Here is a 20,078-nt window from a genome sequence, read left to right on the forward strand (position 1 = left end):
CAATGCTTGCAACAAATCGCTCATAAGCACGGTGAATCATCGACGATCATCACCGTCAAGACTAAGTTAGCGCCTATGGGGTCAAGCCCGAGGATGACGGAGGAGGTGGTGGGGCTCGGCGAAAAACGGCGGCGCCATGGATCCTCGGCTCAAGGCCGAGGATGACGGAGGGTGGGGTGGCGTCCCAACCCCATCCTGCCCCACTAAACCAATGAAATCACACACGTCACCCCCTCCGCCGCTCCGCCCCCGCGGCAATCGTCTGCACCAGCTCATCCACCTCCCGTGCCAGCCGCTCCAGCGGCAGGCCGACGAAGCGGCCTTCGAGGCTGATGCTGACGACGCCATGCACGGCCCCGAACAGCGTGCGGGCGCGGATCGCCCGGTCTTCGGGGGGCATGTCGGGCTGCAGTTCGGCCAGCGGTTCGGCGATCACGTCCATCAGGAAGAGGTGTTCGTCAAGATGCCATTGCGGCGTCGGGCTGGTGTCGGGGGGGAAGTGGTCGAACAGCGCCTTCCAGAGGTTCCGGTGTTCGACGGCGAAGCTGAGGTAACCCTGCGCCAGGTTGCGCAGCCGGTCGGTCGGCGGTTTGTCCTTGGTTTCGGCGAGCGTCAGCCTCGCCTCCAGCGCCTTCAGCGTCGCGGAGTTGACGTGGATGACGAGCTCGGCGAGGTCTGAAAAGACCGTGTAGAGGCCGCCGAGCGCGCAGCCGGCGTCCTGGGTGATGTCGCGGGCGCGGAGATTCGTCAGCCCGTCGCGGGCGATCCGCTCGCGCGCCGCCTCGATCAGCCGGGCCTTCAGGTCTTCGCGTTTTTCTTCTCGTCTGCCGGCCATTAACCATTCCTCTTCGATTTTTTGAACGTCGTTCAAAATTTATCTTGAACGCCGTTCATGATTCTGGCATAACACCTCTCGTGAACAACGTTCATAAACCGGAGGCAAGAAATGTTCAAACTGATTTCCATTTTGTTGCGGGGCAGGGCGCTTGATGCCGAACAGGCCTTCGCCGACTGCCACGCCGTGCCGCTGCTGGCCCAGCAGATCCGCGATGCCGCCCAATCGATCCAGTCGGCCCGCCGCAGCGTCGCGGTCGCCATCGCCCAGAACGAGCAGGAGAGGGTGCAGCACGGGGCGATCGTTGCCCGCATCGACGATCTCGAAAACCGCGCCTCCGCCGCATTGGCGAAGGGCAATGAGGGCCTGGCCCACGAGGCGGCCGAGGCGATCGCCTATCTCGAAGCCGAGCGCGATGCATCGGAAAAGGCGCAAGCCCAGTTCACCAGGTCCATCGACAAGCTGAAGGCGATCGTCCGTGCCTCCGAGGCGCGGCTGCAGGAGCTGCAGCGCGGCGAGCGGCTGGCCCGTGCCACGCAGGAGGCGCAGAAGCTCGATGTCGCAGTTAGCAGCCCGGGCCTTGCCACGCTCGACGATGCCGAGGAGACCCTGGCCCGCCTTCGCCTGCGCCAGAGCCAGAATGAGCTGACGGCCGCAGCCCTGAAGGACATGGAAGGCGCCATCCGCCCGGCCGGCATCATCGAGAAGCTTGCCAATGCCGGCTTCGGGGCGCCGCTGCGCTCATCCGCCGATGATGTGCTGGCGCGGCTGAAGAGCCGCATCACGCCTGCCGCCTGAAATTGCATCCATCCAACCATCCATTCATCGAACCATAGGGACCACTGATATGAACGACAGTTTCCAGAAACATTCCTCAAGCTGGGTCAGCTTCTCCTACATCTCCTTCGGCTCGGCCGCCTTCATGTTGGCGCTCGGCCTCTACATGATGCCGCTCGATCTCTGGGGCAAAGGCTATCTCGCCATGGGCATTCTGATGCTGGTGCAGACCACGGTGAACATCACCAAGACGCTGCGCGACAATGCCGAATCCGAGAAGCTGATCCGCAAGGTCGAGGATGCCCGCACCGAGAAACTGCTGGTCAAGTTCAATCGTAACGATGAAGATTAATCTTCGTTAACCGCACTGCAGAGTTGTTATCGCATTCAACTTTTGCGTAACAACTCTGTGGCCTTCTCTGCCTGCCGAAAGAGGAACGAGCCCGTGCAACACAATCTGATGACATCAAGGAAATTCGCGCCGCTGTTCTGGACCCAGTTCCTCACGGCCTTCAACGACAATTTTCTGAAGAACACCCTGGTGTTCCTCATTCTTTTCAAGATGTCGGCGAGCGAGGGTGCTGCACTGGTGACGCTTGCCGGCGTCATCCTCATCGTGCCCTTCCTGCTGCTCTCCGCACTCGGCGGCGAGCTTGCCGACAAGCATGACAAGGCGAAGATCGCCGAACTCTTGAAACGCTGCGAGATCGCCATTGCCGGCCTTGCCGTCGTTGGTCTCGCGTTTTCCTCCATCTTCGTGCTGATGGCAGCACTCTTCGGCTTCGGTGTCGTCTCGGCACTGTTCGGGCCGATCAAATACGGCATCCTGCCCGATCATCTCGAACGCCGCGATCTGCCGAAGGCCAATGCCTGGATCGAGGGCGGCACCTTCATCGCCATCCTCGCCGGCACGATCATCGCCGCCTTCGCCTTCTCCGGCGGTGACAATGTGCTGATCTTCGGCACGATGATGATGGGGCTTTCGGTGCTCTGCTGGCTGGCCAGCCGGATGATCCCGCCGACCGGCTCCAAGGCGCCGGATCTGGAGATCGACCGCAATGTCATCCGCTCCAGCTACACCCTCGTCATGGAAATCCGCGCCGATAAACGCCTGTGGCGTTCGGCGCTGATGAACTGCTGGTTCTGGCTGGTCGGCGCCTTCGTGCTGTCGATCCTGCCTACCATGGTCACCGAGCTGCTCGGCGGCTCCGAGCTGGTCGTGCCGGCCTATCTCACCGTCTTTGCCATCGCCGTCGCCGTCGGCTCGGCGATTGCCGCCTGGATGTCCTCCGGCCGCATCGTGCTGCTGCCGGCCCCTGTCGGCACGGCGCTGCTTGGCCTCTTCAGCCTCGATCTCGCCTGGAATCTCTGGGGCCTGGCTTCGGCAAGCCACGCAACGACGATCGCCACCTTCTTTGCCGGTGAGAATACCATCCGCGTCGCCATCGATCTCGCCGGCATGGCGATATCAGGCGCCTTCATCGCCGTGCCGACCTTCGCCGCTCTGCAGACCTGGGCGCATGAGGACCGCCGCGCCCGCGTCATCGGCGCCGCCAATGTGCTCTCGGCGCTGTTCATCACCGTCGGCCTCGGCCTCGTTGCCGCCGTCCAGGCGCTCGGCGCCTCCATTCCGCAGATTCTGATCGGCCTCGGCATCATCAATTTTGCCGTCGCCTGGCTGATGCTGAAGACGCTGCCGACCAATCCCTTCCGCGATTTCATCTCGATCCTGTTCCGCGCCTTCATGCGGCTGGAGGTCGAGGGCCTGGAGAATATCAAGAAGGCCGGCCGCGCGCCGATCATCGCGCTCAACCATGTCAGCCTGCTCGATGGCGCGCTCGCGCTCGCCATCACCGAGGAAGAGCCCACCTTTGCCGTCGATTACAAGATCGCCCAGGCCTGGTGGGTGCGGCCCTTCCTGAAGATGTGCAAATTCCTGCCGCTCGACCCGACCAAGCCGATGGCGACGCGCTCGCTGATCAAGGTGGTGCAGGACGGCAATCCGATCGGCATCTTCCCCGAGGGCCGCCTGACGGTGACCGGCACGCTGATGAAGGTCTATGACGGTGCCGCCATGGTCGCCGACAAAACCGGCTCGATGGTCGTGCCGGTGAAGATCGACGGGCTGGAGAAGAGCTATCTCTCCTATCTCGATAACGGCAAGATCCGCCGCCGGCTGTTTCCCAAGGTCAAGGTCACCATTCTCGAGCCGGTGAAGCTCGAAGTGCCGCCGGAGCTGAAAGGCCGCAAGCGCCGCACGGCGGCAGGAGCCGCCCTTTATCAGGTGATGTCGAACCTGCTGTTCCAGACCGCCGATACCTCGTCGACCGTGCTCGACCGCGTCATCCAGGCCGGCCATGAATTCGGCATGGGCAAGCTCGCCGTCGAGGATCCGGTCACCGGCCGGCTGACCTATGGCAAGCTCTTGACCGGGGCTGCCGTGCTCGGCGCCAAATTCCGCACCCGCTTCCCGGAACAAAACCTCGGCGTCATGCTGCCGAATGCCAATGGCGCCGCCGCCACCCTTCTCGGCGTGATGACCGCGGGCAAGGTGCCGGCGATGCTGAACTTCACCGCGGGTGCCGCCAATATCCTCTCCGCCTGCAAGGCTGCCGAAGTCAAGCATGTGCTGACCTCGCGCGCCTTCGTCACTCAGGCGAAGCTCGGTGCCGTGATCGAGGAGATGGAAAAGCAGGTGACGATCGTCTGGCTCGATGATCTCAGGGCCGAAATCTCACTCAAGGACAAGATCCTCGGGTTTCTCAGAAAGGCGCGGCCGCTCACCAAACGTAAGCCGGATGATCCGGCCGTCATCCTCTTCACCTCGGGCTCCGAGGGCACGCCGAAGGGCGTGGTGCTCACCCACCGCAACATCCTGTCGAACGCCGCCCAGGCCGCCGCCCGCATCGATTTCCACAGCGGCGACAAGGTGTTCAACATCTTACCCGTTTTCCATTCCTTCGGGCTGACGGCCGGCACGGTGCTGCCGCTGATCTCGGGCGTGCCGGTCTATTTCTATCCGTCGCCGCTGCATTACCGCATCGTGCCGGAACTGATCTATGTCTCCAACGCCACGATCATCTTCGGCACCGATACCTTCCTCAACGGCTATTCGAGGACGGCGCATCCTTACGACTTCCGCTCGATCCGCTACATCTTCTCCGGTGCCGAGCCGGTGAAGGCCTCGACCCGCCAGACCTATATGGAAAAATTCGGCCTGCGCATCCTGGAAGGCTATGGCGTCACCGAGACCGCGCCGGTGATTTCGATCAACACGCCGATGTACAACAAGTCGGGTACGGTCGGCAAAATCCTGCCGGGCATGGAATGGAAGCTCGAACCGGTGCCCGGCATCGAGGAGGGCGGCCGGCTGCATGTGCGCGGTGCCAATGTCATGGCCGGTTACCTCCGTGCCGAAAAGCCCGGCGTGCTCGAGCCGCTGGTCGACGGCTGGCACGACACCGGCGACATCGTCACCATAGACGAGGATGGCTTCGTCAAGATCCGCGGCCGCGCCAAACGCTTCGCCAAGATCGGCGGCGAAATGATCTCGCTCGCCGCCGTCGAGACGCTGGCCGCCGAGCTCTGGCCCGGCGCCCTCTCGGTCGTCTCCTCGCTGCCCGACGCCAAGAAGGGCGAGCGGCTGGTGTTGCTCACCGACGCCCCCACCGCCACCCGCGCCGAATTCCTCGCCTTCGCCAAATCCAAGGGCGCCATGGACATGATGGTGCCGGCCGAGGTCAATATCGGCAAGGTGCCGGTGCTCGGCTCCGGCAAGGTGGATTTCGTCGCGGCGCGGAAGTTGGCGGAAACGGTGGCGCAGGCGGGGGAGGCGGCGTGAGCGGCGGCCGCCAATGAGATCGCGAACTGCCCCTCACCCTAACCCCTGCCGGGGTCGAGCCACTGGTCTCGACCCCGGCAAAGGTGGCGGCAGCCGGATGAGGGGCCACCCCCGGCACAAACCAGAAAGCAGCGGCCTCGCGCCGAGACATCGTCAGCATTTTAACAGGCGGCACCCGGGCCGCCTGTTATGCATCTCAAACAAACCGTCCGTTACTTCTGTTCGGGCGCCAGGAACTCGGCGCAATAGGACGGACCATCCACGCCGGGGATGTCGGCGACGGTGCGGATGTCGCGGATGGTGTAATCGGAGCTGGTGGTGATTTCGGCCTGGCAGCGCAGATAGGCGGTGCGGGCAGAGGAAATCTGCTTGCCGCGCTTGCCGTCGGCGCCTTCGGCATATTTCGCCGGAATGCGCACGGTCTTGTAGCCGCCGCGCCAGGTATAGATGGTGGTCGAGCCTTCCTCGCGGTCGCTGATCGGCGGCCCGTAAGCGGCAAAGAAGATGCCGGCCGATTTGCCGACCCAGCGGGCCTCGATCGGGTTGCCGGCGGAAGGAATGGTCGTGCATCCGGCAAGCGCAATGGCAAGCCCGGCCGCGGTCATGGTGCGGAAATTCATCGTGTCGTCCCTGATCTCAAGCGCATGGTTGCGAAGCCGCCCTCGTGAGCGGTTTCGCCTGTCCCGTCTGCCCTTTAGCGCGGAACCCGGCAAAAGAAAATTGCTCTCAAGAGACTTCCGTTCGATTTGCGGCAGGTGTGGCTTTTTGCTGCAGCCGCCACCGTCCGAACCTGTCACAACCCCGTCAAAATTTCCGCCGGCTTTTTGGAATTTGGTGCTTGTGCAACCAGATAGGCTGTTCTATAGAAGCGCCGCTGGTCACGGAGTGTAGCGCAGTCTGGTAGCGCACCACGTTCGGGACGTGGGGGTCGAGTGTTCGAATCACTCCACTCCGACCAGCTAGAAACCCCGCTCCGGCGGGGTTTTTCGTTTGTGTCGCTGCTATGTCGCTTTTTGCCCGGCAATGACTGATCATCTCTTGCGATCCGCTCTCCCGTAGTGAACGCCGCGCCAACGTTGGTTTGGTGATCCGGGTGTTGATGACTATGGGTCTTCTCCGGCGTCTCCAGGGCAGTCAAGCAGGCTTTTTGGTCGGCGCCGGCCGCGTAGGGGCCATCGAATGGAACCAATCCCGGCCAGCGCCGTTATACGCGGGGGAGTCCCACCATGAGCAACGCCCGTCAGGCGCAAACGAGATGGTGATGGCCTCCCAGGAGAACGCACATGGATCTCACCACCCTTCTCATCATCGTTGTGATACTTCTTTTGCTAGGCGGCGGCGGCTGGTACGGCCGAGGACGCTGGTATTAAACGACGGTCGACGTGGCACGCATCACTGGTCCTTCCCTCTGGTTATAATTTTTCTGCAGGAAAGTTATAACTGAGGTGCCGCTGAGTGCGCTTAAGGAAACGCGTTCGGCAGCCTATCGTCTAGAATTCTGCCGGAACGCAGCGCTCCGTTTTTGCCGGCCATATCGGGCTGATTGCTCCTCAAAACCGGAGAAATGATCATTCCGACCGGAACGCGGCGGGCAGATCGATAGCGACATCAAGCGGCTGGAAATGCCGTAGGTTTTCCGTAATGACCGTGAGGTCGTAGGCGCGCGCGGTCGCCGCGATGATGAGATCGCCAAGGCCGGGATGACGGCCTTGGCTTTCGGCGTCATCTTCCAGGGCGCCGACGATGCGCGCGACAACGGTATCCATCGGCAAGATCCGATCGCCGAAACTCTCGGTGATGACGTCCAACCATACTGAGAGGCGCTTTGCCCGCTCGATCCCGCCGCGACGGTGAAGGCTCCGCATTCCCTTCTCGATCTCCGCGAGTGACAGAGCCGACAGAAAGAGAGCATCGGCTTCGCCTTGCTCACGGAACCATGCCCGCACCGGATCGGACGGCGACGCCTTGCCCGGCGCGAACTTCGAAATGATATTCGTGTCGAGAAGATAGGCGGTCACAGATCAATATCGCGCATTTTCGAAGGGTTCCGCTCCAGCTCGACCCCGCCGGGAAACGTCAACAGGAAATCCCCGAAATTCGGCCGTGGCGTCTTCAAAGCCTTCTTTGCAGCCTCGGCCGCTTCGACGGACACAAGCACGGCAGCCGGCTTTCCGTGCCGCGTGATCGTCACGAATTCTCCGTTTGCCGCTTCATCCACCAGACCGGCGAAACCGGCCTTTGCCTCTGCCACGCTGATCGTAGACATTGCGGCCTCCCGTCTTAAATGACCATATATGGTCAAAGTAGAGATTGACGCCGACGGAATCAAGCGGGAAAATTTTACAAGGGTGCATCGGCGTCGCTTAGAATCGGCCGAAAACCCATCCTCTCTCCGGTTATAATTTTTCTGCAGAAAAGAGTTATAATCGAGGTGCGGCTGAACAGGAGCGGTGCATTGGCGTCGCATGAATCGAGTGCGGTGTTCCGCGCTTTCGAATCAACCGGAACGAGTCTCGAAGTGATTCGTTGAGTCGGATGTCCAGCGTGAGGGGGCTGCATCATGAGCAGGCGACGAAGCTTCAAGCCGGTGAAAATCACCATCAATGGCAAGACGAGAACCGTCTATAATGTCGTTCAGGCGGGCAATACCTTGCTGAACGATTGGCCCGAGCAGACGCCGGCGGCGAAGGTGGCCGAGCGGCTTGTGCTTGATGTGTTCAATGATGCCGCCGGGCCGGAGCAGGTGCGCCGCGCATTCATTACGGCGGCGAAGGCGAGCGACATCAAGTTCAGCTCCTGATCGGCGGTATCTGGAACAGCCTTGGCTCAGTTCCATGACACCTGTTCCTGATGGCTGAGATCCTGGTTCCTGAACTGTGTCTCCATCCAGGCGGCGGTAACGATGGCCACGAGGAAGCCGAAGGTGAGGCAGGCGATTGCCTGGGTCCGCCACGAGACGAAGGTGACCGGCGCCGGAGTGAGGGGCTTTTCCGCGCATTCGCCGGGCGGGCAGGCGCAGCCGGAAAAGGCCTTGATCAGGCAATCGCTCATGCTGCACCGCCTTTCACTGTGTCGATGGCGGAAAGGATCTTTTGGTGAAGCGGGCAGCCGTGATCGACGCTGCCATCGAAAAAGCGTTCGGCCTCCACCAGCGCCGTCAGCAGATCGGGTGCTCCGGCCGTGAAGCGGGCCTTGGTGCGGATCTCTTCGGTTGCTCCGGCCCGTGGGGCGGCAGGAAGGGAAGGGCTCTCGGTCGATGGTTCGGATGTGGGATTGGCGGCAGACATCTCCGTTCCCCTCACGCGTAAAGCTGATCGGTATCGGTGATGCCCATGATCTCGCGGGCATAGCGGTAGTGCTCCTCGACGCTGGCCGCGGCACCACGCAGCCAGGACGGGCCGCGGATCGAATGTTCGGGACGGCTGAGGTACGCAAAGCCGAGGGCGCCCATGCGCTGGGCCTCGTTGGCCATATAGGCGCGGCAGTCGTGGGTCGTGCGTGCTGCATTCCAGCGGGCGTCCCGCTTGCTCTCCTCGGTCTCGATATTGCGGATGTGCTGCATCGCCTCTCCTCTCGCGCCTCTGATCGGCTTGTGAAGAGAAGGTATTTATTATACCTGCTCACGTCAACCACAAAAGGTATAAAAAATACCTCCTGGATTGACGAGGTACGAATCATAGGCGTATGCCTGTCGCCAGTGATTGGGCGACCGGGTGCAACTCCCGAGCTGACGAAGCCCAGCGGCGCGGGAAGCGAAAGTCCTTAAGTGCGCTGTCAGAAAATCAGGACGAGGGCGAAGCGAATGGCCCCTCTGGCACGTGTCCCATCCCGGCTCCGGCCTTCAGGACTTGGCCAATGCTCTCCCGGCTTCATGGGCTTTGCTCATGGGGTAGGGGGAAGCTTTGGCCGGAACCCTCCCTCACCAGCCTTCAGGAACCTTCTCCTCCTAAGCTGAAGAGAGAGGATAGAGAACTGAAGTTGGAGTATGAAGCTACGAGAAAAAAGAGGCCGGCCATGCGCAACGAAATCGAAATCACCAACGAAGTGATCGAGGCGGGCCTGGGATCACCGAATTTATGATCCGTGGGAGGAGAAGCTGCCGAAGGACATGTTCCCCGCAGCCATTCGTTCCATCCTGGTGGCGGTGTCGAGAGTGGTGCGCGAACGGCATCCGGAGCTTCCGCAATTTGTGGTTTCAGAGGATGAATCCTCTCCCGATACCCCTCATGATCCCGGCTGGGGATCGGCGAGCTTCGGAGCGAAATCCTACAGGCCGTACATCTCGCGCGCGGCGCTGTACGCCAGGAGCAACACCGCTAGTGTGACGATATAGAACCAGATTCTGCCGGCGCGTGAGGAAGGGCGTATCATCCTGTTTTCCCTACTGAAATATGATTGATTCGCGGCGTTATTTTCGAGCCTGCGCTCTCATCCTCACATCTCGATGATCGATCGGCGGACGCGGCCGACGATGGTGACGGCGCCCTGGAACTCCGGCGGCGGCACGTCCTCGTAGGATGCGGGCTGGAAAGGCGGATTGTCGTTCGGGCGATAGCGCTTGTAGGTCGCAGCCCCCGTTTCGTCGGCGACGACATAAAGCGCGTTCGGGGCCAGGCGCTTGTCGCGCAGATTGACGAAGATGATCGAGCCCGGCGGCGAGATCTTGTTCATCGAATTGCCCTCGACTTCGAGCGCGATCCATTCGCCATCGGGCAGATCGAGGGCGGCGACCGTCGGGAATTCCGAAAAATCGGTGATCGGCGCCTGCTCGCTCAGCTGGCCGGCGCTGACCCAGGAGATTTTTGGCACATCGGCGACGGAGACCGGCAGCTCATCCGGATCGAGCGCGTTGCCGGTGCCGAACTGCAGCCAGTTGAGATTGACCTTGAAAGCGCGGGCATACTTCTTCGCATCGGCAATGCCGAAGCCGTTGCGGCCGGACTCATGCGCCTTGTAGACATTCGCATTCCAGCCGAACCGATCGACGATCGCCTTCGGCCCGGCAAAGCCGGCATTCTTCCTGGCCATGACGAGGCGCTTTGCGCGTTCTTCGCGTTCAAATTGTTCCTGATCTTTCAACATGATATAAAAAATACCCTAAAATAAGGTACATGTCATGCCCTAATGTGCTTGACATTGCGGGTATTAATTGTACCCTAATCGCCATGACAAACACCGACATCATGAACAACGGCCAGCCTTTCGGACTGGAGGAGACGGCGCCATGAGGTTCACCATTTCCTCGGAAGAGCGGCTCGCCATGGACGTCATCCCGACCGGCGTCGTCATTCACCGGCCGCAAGGCCCAAGGGGAGGGCGGATGTCGGTGATATCAGTTCGCAACGAGGATATCCCCTTCCTCGCCAAGGCCCTGCAGCAGGTGCTGAACGCCAACCGGGAGGTGGAATCGCTATGACCATCGCCATCCTGACGGCCGCCGGCGAGAGTGAGCGCCGCAGCACCCGCTACACCGGCTGCCCGAATTGCGGCAAGGCGCTGTCGATTGCCGAGGTGATCGAGCGCCACTGCGAGAATTGCGACCGGCCGACGCGCCCGGAAGAGATCAGCGAGACGATGATCCCGCCCGGCGCTCTGCCGATCACCCACCCGATAGCCCAGCCCCTCCCTGACGGCTATCGGTGGCTGGCGTCGTCGCTCCTCCCTCGGCGACGCCAGCTCCCGGGCGCACTCGCGCCCGACCCAGGCGGCGGCCTAGCAGACGACCGGAGCCTTTGCTCCCAGAGCCGGCGCTCCGGTCGTCACCCCTGAAAAATCAAAAACGTTGCCAGCACCCGCTTCGGCGGCAACGGCGGACCGCGTTCGCGGGAAAGAAGGATCAAGCGATGAGCTTCCAAGTGAAGGCCGCCCCGGCGCAGCAAGGCGCTCACATGAACGCGCTCGAGCTCTTCCGCTCCGGCCGGGATTATATCGAAATCGCTGCCATCCTCGGGGTGTCGGTGCCGTCGGTGGAAACCGAGATCCACAGGCTTCGCAGCGCCGAGAAGGGCGACACCACCCACGAGGATCATGCCGGCTCGGAGATCCCTCGGTTTCCCCGCCGCCCCCTCAAGCCGGGCACGCCGGTGAATTTTGCCGGCGGGCGACGGAGGCTGCGGGTTTGAAGAGGCCATCTCAATCGGGAAAGGAACATCGCATGGGCAAGGACACAGTGAGCCAGGAGATCATGGACATCCTCAGCCCGGTGCTGGGGGAGGAGCTCGCGGCAGCGATCATCGAGCATCGCAAGCGCACGCTGAAGAAGCCGCTGACGGTCTATGCCGCGCGGATGCAGGCGAGGGAATATCTGCTGACCGGCGACCCGGTCGGCGCCGCCGAGATGCAGATCTTCCGCGGCTGGCAGGCAATCAAATGCGACTGGTACCTCAAGGAGAAGGCGAGGGAAGCCGGGTCGATCAACAGCAGTACGAGAAGGACGACAGTCGATGCCGCAAGAGATTTCCTCTCCGGTGAAGATCATAGCTGGGATGCTTTCGGGTTTCCCGGCATCCGCAGGCACTGATCCCGACATGCAGATCCGCGCCTATCTCGTCGCCATCGACGGCATCCCGCTGGAGGCTGTCTGGCAGGCCGCCAAACTCTTCATCTCCGGAAAGGTCAGGGATCATAACCGCGCTTTCGCCCCGAGCTCCGCCAGTTTCGCCGAGCAATGCCGCCATCAGCAGGCGGCGATCGAGGCGGAGAGCCGCCCGCGCATGGAGGCCGAGCCCGAGACGCCGCAGCCGAAGGTCACAGCCTACAAGATGCAGCTGCTGCGGGACGCGGCCAATGGCAGCCGCAGCGCCAAACGGGAACTGGCGAAGATGTTCCCCGACAACCCGATCATTGCAAGAGCCGCACGATACGAGGAGGCATTGAGATGACCATCACCTTTTGGACGGAAGACAAGATCGTCAAGGCGGAAAAGCTCTGGAAGGAAGGGCTGTCGGCGAGAGAGATCGCCAATCTGTTCGGCTCGAAAAAGAACACCGTCATCAACATGGCGCACCGCAACCGCGATAGGTTCCCCTCCAGGCAGGATACCTGGCATCCACATCCGAAGGCGGGCCCGCCCGTCCAGCCGATCCGCCACCCCGACCGGGTGACGCGGGTGACCCTGTCGGGCGCGCATGTGACGATGCCGCGCGTGCCCAGCATCGATGGGCCGGCAGAGCCATGAGCAACGTCACCCCACGCGAAACCGAAATCATCCGCTGGATGGCGGCCGGCAAGACCGCCGCCGAGATCGGCACCATTCTCGGCATCTCTCACATCACCGTGAACACGCACATTGCCAACGCCAAGGCGCGGCTCGGCGTCTTCAAGGATACGGCGCTGGTCGCCGCGGCACTCAGAAACGGCATCATTCGATAGAAGGACGATCAGCATGGGCGGCAAAGCCACCAAGGTGAAGACAGGGCGGGTCAACAAGGGCGCCGGCCGGCCGCGCAAGGAGAATGTCGAGCGTTTTCCCTGCGGCAAGATCAAGCCCTTCGAAACCGAGAAGGAGAATATCAGCGTCGCAATCGCCGCCCGCCGCCGCATCCACGGCTTCGGCAGGACGGTGGCCGATGAGACGGTCAAGAGCCCGTTCGCCGGCTACACCCTCGGCCGCATGTTCCTCGACGGCCTGATCACCGCCGAGCAGCGCCAGGCCGGCGACGATTACGCCGAGGCAATCGCCCGCTACCACAAGACCACAGGCATCCCGGCCCCGAGCCCGAGAGCGCAATCGCTCTTTACCGTCAAAGGCCACGAAGGCGAGGTCACCGAAACCTTCGCCGACCGCGCCCGCAAGGCCAGCAACCGCATGATGGCGCTCCAGGGCATCCTGCTCCGCTGCCCTGATGGACCGCAGGTGAGGAGCACGGTCTATAATGTGACGGTGATGGACTATGAACACTTGCGCCAGATGCCGCCGCAGCAATTGCTGTGGCTGCGCAGGGGATTGACGGCGCTGCGGGGGGCGAGGGCTGGGTGATGAGGCGGATGCTTCGGCAGGATAAGTCCTTGCCATGGATGAGATTTCATCCCCCCAGGTTCGAAACGTTACCCCGACAACACCCGCCCTCGTCCTTCGAGGCTCCGGCCTTTGGCCTGCGCACCTCAGGATGAGGGCTGGTCGGTGTGCCGTGCCGCTGCGCTTCCCGTTGAACCAGGCTGCAACCTCTCTCCAGCCTCATCCTGAGGTGCCCCGAAGGGGCCTCGAAGGACGGGGCTGGCCGCCCGCCTTTCGCGCCGGTTGGCTGCGAAGCCAGTTCGAAAGATATGTGGATTTTCACAGTTGTTGGCGGTGAATTTGCCACACAGCTCACCCCGCCCTCCGTCGTCCTCGGGCTTGACCCGAGGATCCACGCCGGCCTCCATCCGTTCCCATCGGCCTCACGACGGTAGAGACCAGTGGCTCGATCCCGGTAAGGCTAGAGCAGATCCTGGGCCTACCCTCTGTACCCGGCCAGCGCCGGGCAGGCCAAGCGCTGATCTACATCACCAAGGGGGCTCAAAATTGCCACACCTAAACACAGACGATCGGATTGACAGAAGATTAGCGGTTCGCACATACCTGCAGGGCCTGTTCTAATAGGGATATTGACGGATCCACCGTGAAATTGACGTTGCTGCAAGTTTTGAGGACATTGTCGGCGCAGGGGAGCAAGTGCCAAACACATGTCGTTCTCAGGGGACATAAGGAAGCAAGACTGTGATCTACGAGCTCAGAATTTACGACTGCCTGCCCGGCCGATTGCCCGCGCTGCTCAACCGCTTTGCCGAACATACGCTGGCAATATGGGACAAGCACGGCATCAAGCAGGCGGGTTTCTTCACCACAATCGTGGGCGAAAGCAGCCAGCGTCTCACCTATCTCATCGCCTGGGAATCGCTAGCTGATCGCGAGGTGAAATGGAATGCTTTCACCACTGATCCTGCATGGCTTAAGGCCCGCGACGAGTCAGAGCGCGACGGGCAAATCCTCTCCAATATCTCTAGCCAGCTGTTGTCACCGACCGCCTTTTCGGCAGTAAAGTAAGACACCACCGATCCCCCTTGCCGCCAGTCGGAATTCCACCCGATCTGGTCATCCGCGCAAAACGCTGCCCGAACGGCCGGAATGGGGCGCTTCGCCGACGGCTCTTCATCACCGTCGGCAAAATCGCTTAGGTCAGATCTCAGTGGCCTCGGAGAGGCGGGGCGAGGGCCGGTTGACGCCGGAGCTGCTCGGCCCGAGCTCATCCGCGTGGGCGCTGAATCAGGTCCATCGCATGGTCTTCCATCCAGGCGACCTCAAGCATCCCCTCATCAAGCACACCACGGCTGGCCAATTCCATCTCCCATGCGGAACCCGCTGCAGCAAGGTTGCGCATATGTTGCTGCATTTGCCGAACGCGTTCGATTCCGGCCTGCATGATGCCGATCTCCGGTGTTATCCCGTAGGCATCGAGCAACAATTGAAAGCGCCGGGCTTTCTCGCGGACGCCCGTGTGCAAGCCATGCGCCTCGCATTTCTCGTCACGCCAGAACGGCACCCAACGCCAGGCAACAAAGCCAAGGTCCCAGGCGCGCGGTCCCGGCGCTGCCGCGTCCCAATCGATGAAGGCCACGGGGAGCCCTGCTTGAAAGACCGTATTCCACGGCGTCACGTCATTGTGGCAGACCGTTTCGACAGGGTGCCGGGCGTCAAGACGCCATTCGCGGTCTCTCCATAAGAAGCTGGCTGCAGCATCGTGGTAGGATCGCAGCAATTGTCCCAGGCGCTCGAGGACGTTATCGCGCCAGACATAATCCGGAAGACGGAGGTCGAAGCGACCGCCTTTATCGGGAAGGAAGCCTTCGCCATTGCCGACGTCACCTTCGATATAGGTGAGTACTTCCCGTCCCTGATCATCGAGGCCGAGCGCCCGCGGGGACCCATCATATCCCTGGCGCTCGACGTGCCGCAGCAGGTCGAGAACGGCGGGAGACCACGCACGTCCACCGCGCCGCACCGTTTCGCCTATGCGCACGACGTTCGAATCCTTGCCGCCGATAAGAGGAATTTCTGGCTCGTCCATAGCCTAGCTTAGGCGAGGGCGAACGAACGGGTCAACGGACAAGATGCCCGCAAAGGCGAGGAGCGTCGAGCCGAGGTCATCGATGATCGCAGCAAGCAATAGCCGCGAAAGGGTGGACCGGCGGCCGATGGGCAGAACCGCCGATGGCGGTTTGAAATCAAACCGCTCCGCCCGACGCCAATTTGAGTGCCGCGGCTGGCCGAAATGGAGGGTCGGGATCTTCAACGGGAACTCGCGCATAGTGGTCGAACTGAACGGCCCTAACCGCAGGTTTTCGATGTTGTCCGCGATTTTCGTCTGATCAACCATCGCAGGAACTGCTTAGGCGGTTGGTTCATCCGCAGCCTGACAATAGCGTTGCAAACCAGATAAGTGTGTGCTTATCTGTTGGCATGATCGAGAACGAGATTTTCAAAGCTCTGGCCGACCCGACACGCCGCACGATCTTCGAGAAGCTGGCGAGCGGCAGCATGAATGCCAGCGCCCTGCGGGACGGCATGGACATCAGCCAGCCGGCGATGTCCCAGCACCTTTCCGTGCTGCGCAATGCGCAGCTGGTCCGCGAAGAACGGCGGGGGCGGTTCGTGAACTACGAGGTCGATCCCGACGGCCTCGCACTCATAGCGGGATGGCTGGCGAAGTATCGGGCTTACTGGCCAGCGCGGATTGATGCGTTGAAGGCTTTGCTGAAGGACATGGACCAATGAGCGATGCGAAGGCCGAAAGGCAGGAAAAAGATCTGGTGTTTGAATACGAACTCGATGCACCGCCGGAGAAGGTTTGGCGGGCGGTCAGCATTCCCGCCTTTCGGGAGAAATGGCTGCCCAAGCAGGAGTTGGCCGAGGCCGAGCCGGTCTCCACGGCGCCGGGCGAGGAAATCAGCTACAGGATGCGGGACGGTGAGCCGCCCTTCCTTGAGAGCATCGTCACGTTTCAGGTCAGGCCCGATTCCAACGGCGGCACGATACTCACGATCGTTCACGGGCTGACGGATACGAGGCTGGCCCAACAGATGCCGCCCGCGGCCAACGGCAATGCGCCGTGGATGATGCTGGCCGCCTGACGTTTTAGCCAGTCACCTTAAATCCTAACCGACAGGAGTTCGCCTATGCGCGAAGCGATGCAACTCGTCCCTATGGTCATCGAGCAATCCAGCCGTGGCGAACGCTCTTTCGACATTTATTCCCGCCTTCTCCGCGAGAGGATCATTTTTCTGAACGGTGAGGTCAACGACACCGTTTCCGCACTCGTCTGCGCACAGTTGCTGTTTCTGGAGGCCGAGAATCCCAAGAAGCCGATTCAACTCTACATCAATTCTCCCGGTGGCGTGGTCACCAGCGGCCTCGCCATGTATGACACCATGCGATACATCCGCGCGCCGGTTCATACGCTCTGCATGGGCACGGCCCGTTCGATGGGATCGTTCCTATTGATGGTGGGCGAACCCGGCGAGCGCGCCGCCTTGCCGAACACCAGCATTCTCATTCATCAACCGTCAGGCGGATTCCAAGGACAGGCATCGGACATGCAGATCCATGCCGAGGAAATCCTGAAAACCAAGCAGCGCATGACGCGGCTCTACGCCGAGCATTGCAAACGCACCTATGAAGAGTTCGAGCAGGCGATGGACCGCGACCGCTTCATGACGGCCGAGGAAGCGTTGGCGTGGGGGCTGATTGATCGCATCCTGACAGAACGCGACATCGTTGCCGCGCCGGAAATCACCGCGTGACCGCGCGTTGGGAAACTCACGCGGCAACCGACGCGGTAGCCTTTCCTTCCTGACCGAAGCCGAAACGGTATGCGGCAATGAGAAGGCGGACTCACGGGGACTTCCACTTGACCCGGACCCTTTTCGTTGCCGCTCTATGGGAGTATTTTACTCTCAAACTGTCTCAACTTGGCGCTGGAGAGTGCAGTGTTTGTGGACGGCCGTCGCACGTTTCTGCTCATTTTGGCGGTCGCATCGTGTCAGGTGATGTTCTCACCGCGATTGGACGCGGCAGACGACATCGTTACCATCGACAGCGGAATGCTGAAGGGTGAGAGGTCGGGCACGGTCTTCGGCTTCAAAGGCATACCCTATGCGGCGCCGCCGGTTGGTGATCTGCGATGGCGCAATCCGCGGCCGGCGGAGGCATGGAGCGGTATTAGGGAGGCCCGCGATTTCGGTCCGTCCTGCATGCAGACCGACGACCTGGCGAAGTCGGAGGATTGTTTGACCCTCAATGTCTGGACACCCGCCAAGCGTCTCCGCACGCCGCTGCCGGTGATGGTCTGGATTTATGGCGGCGCTCTTGCCCATGGAAACACCCCGCAATATCCCGGTGGCCATCTCGCCGCCCGGAAGGTTGTGTTCGTCAGCATGAATTACCGCATGGGCCGACTGGGTTATTTTGCCCATCCGGCGCTGATGAAGGAATCCCCCGACGAGCCCGTCGGCAACTATGGTTACATGGATCAGCTGGCCGCCCTGAAATGGGTCCAGCAAAATATCGAAGCCTTCGGCGGCGATCCGAAGAAAGTGACGATCTTCGGAGAGTCGGCCGGTGGCGGCGCGGTGATGGCGCACATGATATCGCCACTGTCACGGGGGCTTTTCCGGGGCGCCATTCTACAGTCGCCGGGTCTGCCGACCGCGCGGGCGCAGAGCACGCCTTTGTCACCTTTGAAGGAAGCAGAGAAAATCGCGTTGGACTATGCGGCTTCTCTTGGAATCAGTGGCAGCGATGCCGAGGCTCTGGCGGCCCTTCGGGCGCTGCCTGCGGAAAAGCTCACGGAAGGCGCATCGGCACAAGAGGTGCTGGCCGGAATGTCGACAGGCAAGCCTGTCATCGGCATCTCAGGCGCGATCATTGACGGACGGTTTTTGCTCGAAACGCCGGAAGCGGCTTTTGCGGCGGGCCGTCAGGCGCCGGTTCCGGTCATCGTCGGGGCAAATGATCGTGATCTCGGCATCGGTGAGGCCGCGACGAAAGACGATCTCTTCGCGCTCTTCGGCAATCATGCAGCCGAAGCCCGCACCCTCTACGATCCGACCGGCCATCAGACCCTCGATGAGCTGAAGCAGCAGGTTCTGGCCGACAAGACGCTTGTCGAACCATCCCGCCACCTCGCCGACGAATTGATCCGCGCTGGTCAACCGACGTGGTGGTATCGTTTCTCCTATGTCGCCGAGGCCTTACGCAACGATCCGGCATGGAAAGGCACTCCGCACGGCTTCGAAATTCCGTATACGCTGGGCATTCCGGACGCACTGGTGAAAGACAAGGTGACACCTGCCGACTGGGCCATGGCCACATTGGCAAGCGAATACTGGCTCGAATTTGCAAGGAGGGGTGACCCCAATAGCGGCTCACGGCCAAAATGGCCTCACCACGACCCGTTCGCCGACAGGGTCATGGATTTCACCAATCACGGCGCGATAGTAGGAGCCGATCCGCTGAAACCCAGGCTCGACCTCTGGCAAAGATATTGGGAGGAAAAGGAATGACGGGGTCGGCGCCTGTCGCTTAGCTCCCGGCCCCCATGCCATGAGCGACAGCGCCATCGCAGCCCAGGTAATGTGGATCGGCCATCCGTCCGGCACCGAGCCCACATTCGGTCAACTCTCGTGGTCCACCCGCTCGCCGAGCGTCGGGAAAGGGCAAGCAACCCCCTCGCGGCCACTAAGGGGAACACGAGCCAGGTTACTTCGACGCGAGCTCTTCATTCGCGTCCGACGCCAATGCGTAGTGTCACGAGGCTGAGAATTTCACTGTGACACCGCGCTGCCGAAAGTAGGCCTCCATCCGCTTCCTGCCAGAACGGTTATTCTGCACGAGCCTGGCCGGGTCGAATACGGCCTCTTTCACACCCGCCCGCGTCAACGCTGCCTTGAGGGCCGCGATATGCACGTCGATGTCGGCGTTGTCCGCCTGGAGCGACTCATAAATGCGGTTTGTTGCATCTGCTACGGTCGGTTCGCTCACGATTACACTCCTGTTGTGGTCTGGCTGGCCTGACCGTATTGGGGTGAAACCTGTTCACGTCAATGGGTGACAATGGATTGGAACATTTCGTCCACTTTCGAAGATGAACCACCAGAAGCAGCCCCGCCGCCGGGTTTGCGGTCGAAACGTCACCGCAAAGCGCCAGAAGCGATCAATGCAGACTTGCTTTTGATCCATGTAGTTCACGGGAGTCGGCGTCATAGGCCGCCGCGAACGCATCATAATCATTCTCGGCCAAGATTTTTCCCTTTCCGAAGATTGTTCGAAGACGCGTGTGCATCGGCTTCCGATACGACCGACAATGCCTACCTCGGACCAGTTTTCAACCGCGTTAACAGCTCGTCATGCATGTGTCGCCGACCTCCAACGCATCGGCCTCGACGATTGCACTGTCCATCAATTTAACGATCGCGTCTGCAGAGAAGTTCTCAACTGTCGATCATGTCCGGATGCGTCGCTGTCCTTGCTCCAAAGCTCACCCCCCGCTCCGTCCTCCTCGGGCTTGACCCCATAGGCGCTAACTTAGTCTTGACGGTAATGATCGTCGATGATTCACCGTGCTTATGAGCGATTTGTTGCAAGCATTG

28 protein-coding genes, 1 tRNA gene and 1 pseudogene are annotated in these 20,078 nt (G+C 61.3%); 19 read left to right on the forward strand and 11 right to left on the reverse strand.

Annotated elements, in window-relative coordinates; all coding sequences use genetic code 11:
- Nucleotides 1-226: 226 nt before the first annotated feature.
- On the reverse strand, nt 227-835 hold the full coding sequence (locus A6U98_RS00320) for a TetR/AcrR family transcriptional regulator (RefSeq protein ID WP_027685667.1): 609 nt from the start codon (nt 833-835) through the stop codon (nt 227-229).
- A gap of 111 nt (nt 836-946) precedes the next feature.
- Between A6U98_RS00320 and A6U98_RS00325 the strand changes: the two genes are divergently transcribed.
- From A6U98_RS00325 to A6U98_RS00335, 3 genes are all read left to right on the forward strand, one after another.
- Nucleotides 947-1,633, forward strand: coding sequence for a PspA/IM30 family protein (locus A6U98_RS00325; RefSeq protein ID WP_064647060.1), 687 nt, complete (start codon nt 947-949; stop codon nt 1,631-1,633).
- Nucleotides 1,634-1,682: 49 nt separating this feature from the next.
- Nucleotides 1,683-1,964: a YiaA/YiaB family inner membrane protein gene (locus A6U98_RS00330; RefSeq protein WP_003557239.1), complete on the forward strand. Its 282-nt coding sequence runs from the start codon at nt 1,683-1,685 to the stop codon at nt 1,962-1,964.
- A gap of 93 nt (nt 1,965-2,057) precedes the next feature.
- The gene (locus A6U98_RS00335) at nt 2,058-5,453 is read left to right on the forward strand and encodes an acyl-[ACP]--phospholipid O-acyltransferase (protein ID WP_064647062.1); all 3,396 of its coding nucleotides are present in this window, start codon (nt 2,058-2,060) and stop codon (nt 5,451-5,453) included.
- A gap of 212 nt (nt 5,454-5,665) precedes the next feature.
- Here the strand turns inward: A6U98_RS00335 and A6U98_RS00340 are convergent, their stop codons facing one another.
- Nucleotides 5,666-6,073, reverse strand: coding sequence for a hypothetical protein (locus A6U98_RS00340; protein ID WP_064647064.1), 408 nt, complete (start codon nt 6,071-6,073; stop codon nt 5,666-5,668).
- A 261-nt stretch (nt 6,074-6,334) separates the two neighbouring features.
- Between A6U98_RS00340 and A6U98_RS00345 the strand changes: the two genes are divergently transcribed.
- Nucleotides 6,335-6,411 (forward strand) — tRNA-Pro (locus tag A6U98_RS00345).
- Nucleotides 6,412-7,021: 610 nt separating this feature from the next.
- Here A6U98_RS00345 and A6U98_RS00350 read toward each other — a convergent pair.
- Together A6U98_RS00350 and A6U98_RS00355 are read right to left on the reverse strand one after the other, a co-directional pair.
- The gene (locus A6U98_RS00350; protein ID WP_064647065.1) at nt 7,022-7,471 is read right to left on the reverse strand and encodes a type II toxin-antitoxin system VapC family toxin; all 450 of its coding nucleotides are present in this window, start codon (nt 7,469-7,471) and stop codon (nt 7,022-7,024) included.
- Nucleotides 7,468-7,719, reverse strand: a complete 252-nt coding sequence (locus A6U98_RS00355) for a type II toxin-antitoxin system Phd/YefM family antitoxin (protein WP_064647067.1) — start codon at nt 7,717-7,719, stop codon at nt 7,468-7,470. The genes A6U98_RS00350 and A6U98_RS00355 overlap by 4 nt, the downstream gene beginning before the upstream one ends.
- A 294-nt stretch (nt 7,720-8,013) precedes the next feature.
- Between A6U98_RS00355 and A6U98_RS00360 the strand changes: the two genes are divergently transcribed.
- Complete coding sequence (locus A6U98_RS00360) at nt 8,014-8,253, forward strand: DUF982 domain-containing protein (RefSeq protein WP_064647069.1); 240 nt, start codon at nt 8,014-8,016, stop codon at nt 8,251-8,253.
- A gap of 26 nt (nt 8,254-8,279) precedes the next feature.
- On the opposite strand, the gene A6U98_RS00365 is transcribed toward A6U98_RS00360, so the two are convergent.
- The 3 genes from A6U98_RS00365 to A6U98_RS00375 are packed head-to-tail and all read right to left on the reverse strand — an operon-like array spanning nt 8,280 to nt 9,015.
- Complete coding sequence (locus A6U98_RS00365) at nt 8,280-8,504, reverse strand: hypothetical protein (RefSeq protein ID WP_064647071.1); 225 nt, start codon at nt 8,502-8,504, stop codon at nt 8,280-8,282.
- Nucleotides 8,501-8,740: a hypothetical protein gene (locus tag A6U98_RS00370; RefSeq protein WP_064647072.1), complete on the reverse strand. Its 240-nt coding sequence runs from the start codon at nt 8,738-8,740 to the stop codon at nt 8,501-8,503. Before A6U98_RS00370 ends, A6U98_RS00365 begins: the two co-directional genes overlap by 4 nt.
- Before the next feature lie 11 nt (nt 8,741-8,751).
- On the reverse strand, nt 8,752-9,015 hold the full coding sequence (locus A6U98_RS00375) for a hypothetical protein (RefSeq protein ID WP_064647074.1): 264 nt from the start codon (nt 9,013-9,015) through the stop codon (nt 8,752-8,754).
- A 546-nt stretch (nt 9,016-9,561) separates the two neighbouring features.
- On the opposite strand from A6U98_RS00375, the gene A6U98_RS37445 reads away from it, so the two are divergent.
- Entirely contained in the window at nt 9,562-9,786 is a 225-nt protein-coding gene (locus A6U98_RS37445; RefSeq protein ID WP_245304469.1) for a hypothetical protein, read from the forward strand.
- 101 nt (nt 9,787-9,887) lie between these two features.
- Here A6U98_RS37445 and A6U98_RS00380 read toward each other — a convergent pair whose 3' ends face one another.
- On the reverse strand, nt 9,888-10,535 hold the full coding sequence (locus A6U98_RS00380; RefSeq protein ID WP_007627142.1) for a S24 family peptidase: 648 nt from the start codon (nt 10,533-10,535) through the stop codon (nt 9,888-9,890).
- A gap of 142 nt (nt 10,536-10,677) precedes the next feature.
- On the opposite strand from A6U98_RS00380, the gene A6U98_RS00385 reads away from it, so the two are divergent.
- The 9 genes and pseudogenes from A6U98_RS00385 to A6U98_RS00425 all read left to right on the forward strand — a co-directional run bounded on the left by A6U98_RS00385 (nt 10,678) and on the right by A6U98_RS00425 (nt 14,478).
- Nucleotides 10,678-10,869: a hypothetical protein gene (locus A6U98_RS00385; RefSeq protein ID WP_064647076.1), complete on the forward strand. Its 192-nt coding sequence runs from the start codon at nt 10,678-10,680 to the stop codon at nt 10,867-10,869.
- Nucleotides 10,866-11,063 (forward strand): annotated as a pseudogene (locus A6U98_RS00390) (hypothetical protein); the annotation flags it as partial. The gene A6U98_RS00385 and the pseudogene A6U98_RS00390, both read left to right, overlap by 4 nt.
- 233 nt (nt 11,064-11,296) lie before the next feature.
- Nucleotides 11,297-11,575 carry a hypothetical protein gene (locus A6U98_RS00395; protein ID WP_064647078.1) on the forward strand — a complete coding sequence of 93 codons (279 nt, stop codon included), beginning with the start codon at nt 11,297-11,299 and terminating at the stop codon, nt 11,573-11,575.
- Between the two features lie 32 nt (nt 11,576-11,607).
- Nucleotides 11,608-11,973 carry a hypothetical protein gene (locus A6U98_RS00400; RefSeq protein ID WP_064647080.1) on the forward strand — a complete coding sequence of 122 codons (366 nt, stop codon included), beginning with the start codon at nt 11,608-11,610 and terminating at the stop codon, nt 11,971-11,973.
- Complete coding sequence (locus A6U98_RS00405; RefSeq protein ID WP_064647082.1) at nt 11,939-12,334, forward strand: hypothetical protein; 396 nt, start codon at nt 11,939-11,941, stop codon at nt 12,332-12,334. The genes A6U98_RS00400 and A6U98_RS00405 overlap by 35 nt, the downstream gene beginning before the upstream one ends.
- Nucleotides 12,331-12,630: a GcrA family cell cycle regulator gene (locus A6U98_RS00410; protein WP_027668500.1), complete on the forward strand. Its 300-nt coding sequence runs from the start codon at nt 12,331-12,333 to the stop codon at nt 12,628-12,630. The genes A6U98_RS00405 and A6U98_RS00410 overlap by 4 nt, the downstream gene beginning before the upstream one ends.
- Nucleotides 12,627-12,824 (forward strand): helix-turn-helix domain-containing protein, encoded by a 198-nt coding sequence (locus A6U98_RS00415; RefSeq protein WP_018241004.1) that lies wholly within the window; start codon nt 12,627-12,629, stop codon nt 12,822-12,824. Before A6U98_RS00410 ends, A6U98_RS00415 begins: the two co-directional genes overlap by 4 nt.
- A 13-nt stretch (nt 12,825-12,837) precedes the next feature.
- Nucleotides 12,838-13,431: a hypothetical protein gene (locus A6U98_RS00420; RefSeq protein WP_064647084.1), complete on the forward strand. Its 594-nt coding sequence runs from the start codon at nt 12,838-12,840 to the stop codon at nt 13,429-13,431.
- Nucleotides 13,432-14,151: 720 nt separating this feature from the next.
- Complete coding sequence (locus tag A6U98_RS00425) at nt 14,152-14,478, forward strand: NIPSNAP family protein (protein WP_017990605.1); 327 nt, start codon at nt 14,152-14,154, stop codon at nt 14,476-14,478.
- A 199-nt stretch (nt 14,479-14,677) separates the two neighbouring features.
- On the opposite strand, the gene A6U98_RS00430 is transcribed toward A6U98_RS00425, so the two are convergent.
- Entirely contained in the window at nt 14,678-15,499 is an 822-nt protein-coding gene (locus A6U98_RS00430) for a phosphotransferase (protein ID WP_064647086.1), read from the reverse strand.
- A gap of 3 nt (nt 15,500-15,502) precedes the next feature.
- On the reverse strand, nt 15,503-15,808 hold the full coding sequence (locus A6U98_RS00435; RefSeq protein WP_064647088.1) for a hypothetical protein: 306 nt from the start codon (nt 15,806-15,808) through the stop codon (nt 15,503-15,505).
- Between the two features lie 83 nt (nt 15,809-15,891).
- Between A6U98_RS00435 and A6U98_RS00440 the strand changes: the two genes are divergently transcribed.
- The 4 genes from A6U98_RS00440 to A6U98_RS00455 all read left to right on the forward strand — a co-directional run bounded on the left by A6U98_RS00440 (nt 15,892) and on the right by A6U98_RS00455 (nt 18,992).
- Nucleotides 15,892-16,206 (forward strand): metalloregulator ArsR/SmtB family transcription factor, encoded by a 315-nt coding sequence (locus A6U98_RS00440; RefSeq protein ID WP_064647090.1) that lies wholly within the window; start codon nt 15,892-15,894, stop codon nt 16,204-16,206.
- Nucleotides 16,203-16,562, forward strand: coding sequence for an SRPBCC domain-containing protein (locus A6U98_RS00445; RefSeq protein WP_064647092.1), 360 nt, complete (start codon nt 16,203-16,205; stop codon nt 16,560-16,562). Before A6U98_RS00440 ends, A6U98_RS00445 begins: the two co-directional genes overlap by 4 nt.
- Nucleotides 16,563-16,607: 45 nt before the next feature.
- Complete coding sequence (locus A6U98_RS00450) at nt 16,608-17,231, forward strand: ATP-dependent Clp protease proteolytic subunit (RefSeq protein WP_064647094.1); 624 nt, start codon at nt 16,608-16,610, stop codon at nt 17,229-17,231.
- 186 nt (nt 17,232-17,417) lie between these two features.
- A complete protein-coding gene (locus A6U98_RS00455) occupies nt 17,418-18,992 on the forward strand; it encodes a carboxylesterase family protein (RefSeq protein WP_064647096.1) in 1,575 nt (524 codons plus the stop codon).
- Nucleotides 18,993-19,236: 244 nt separating this feature from the next.
- Here A6U98_RS00455 and A6U98_RS00460 read toward each other — a convergent pair whose 3' ends face one another.
- Nucleotides 19,237-19,473 (reverse strand): hypothetical protein, encoded by a 237-nt coding sequence (locus A6U98_RS00460; protein ID WP_026158563.1) that lies wholly within the window; start codon nt 19,471-19,473, stop codon nt 19,237-19,239.
- Between the last annotated feature and the right edge of the window lie 605 nt (nt 19,474-20,078).

Source organism: Rhizobium sp. WYCCWR10014 (genome assembly GCF_001657485.1).
In the GTDB taxonomy this organism is placed as follows: domain Bacteria; phylum Pseudomonadota; class Alphaproteobacteria; order Rhizobiales; family Rhizobiaceae; genus Rhizobium.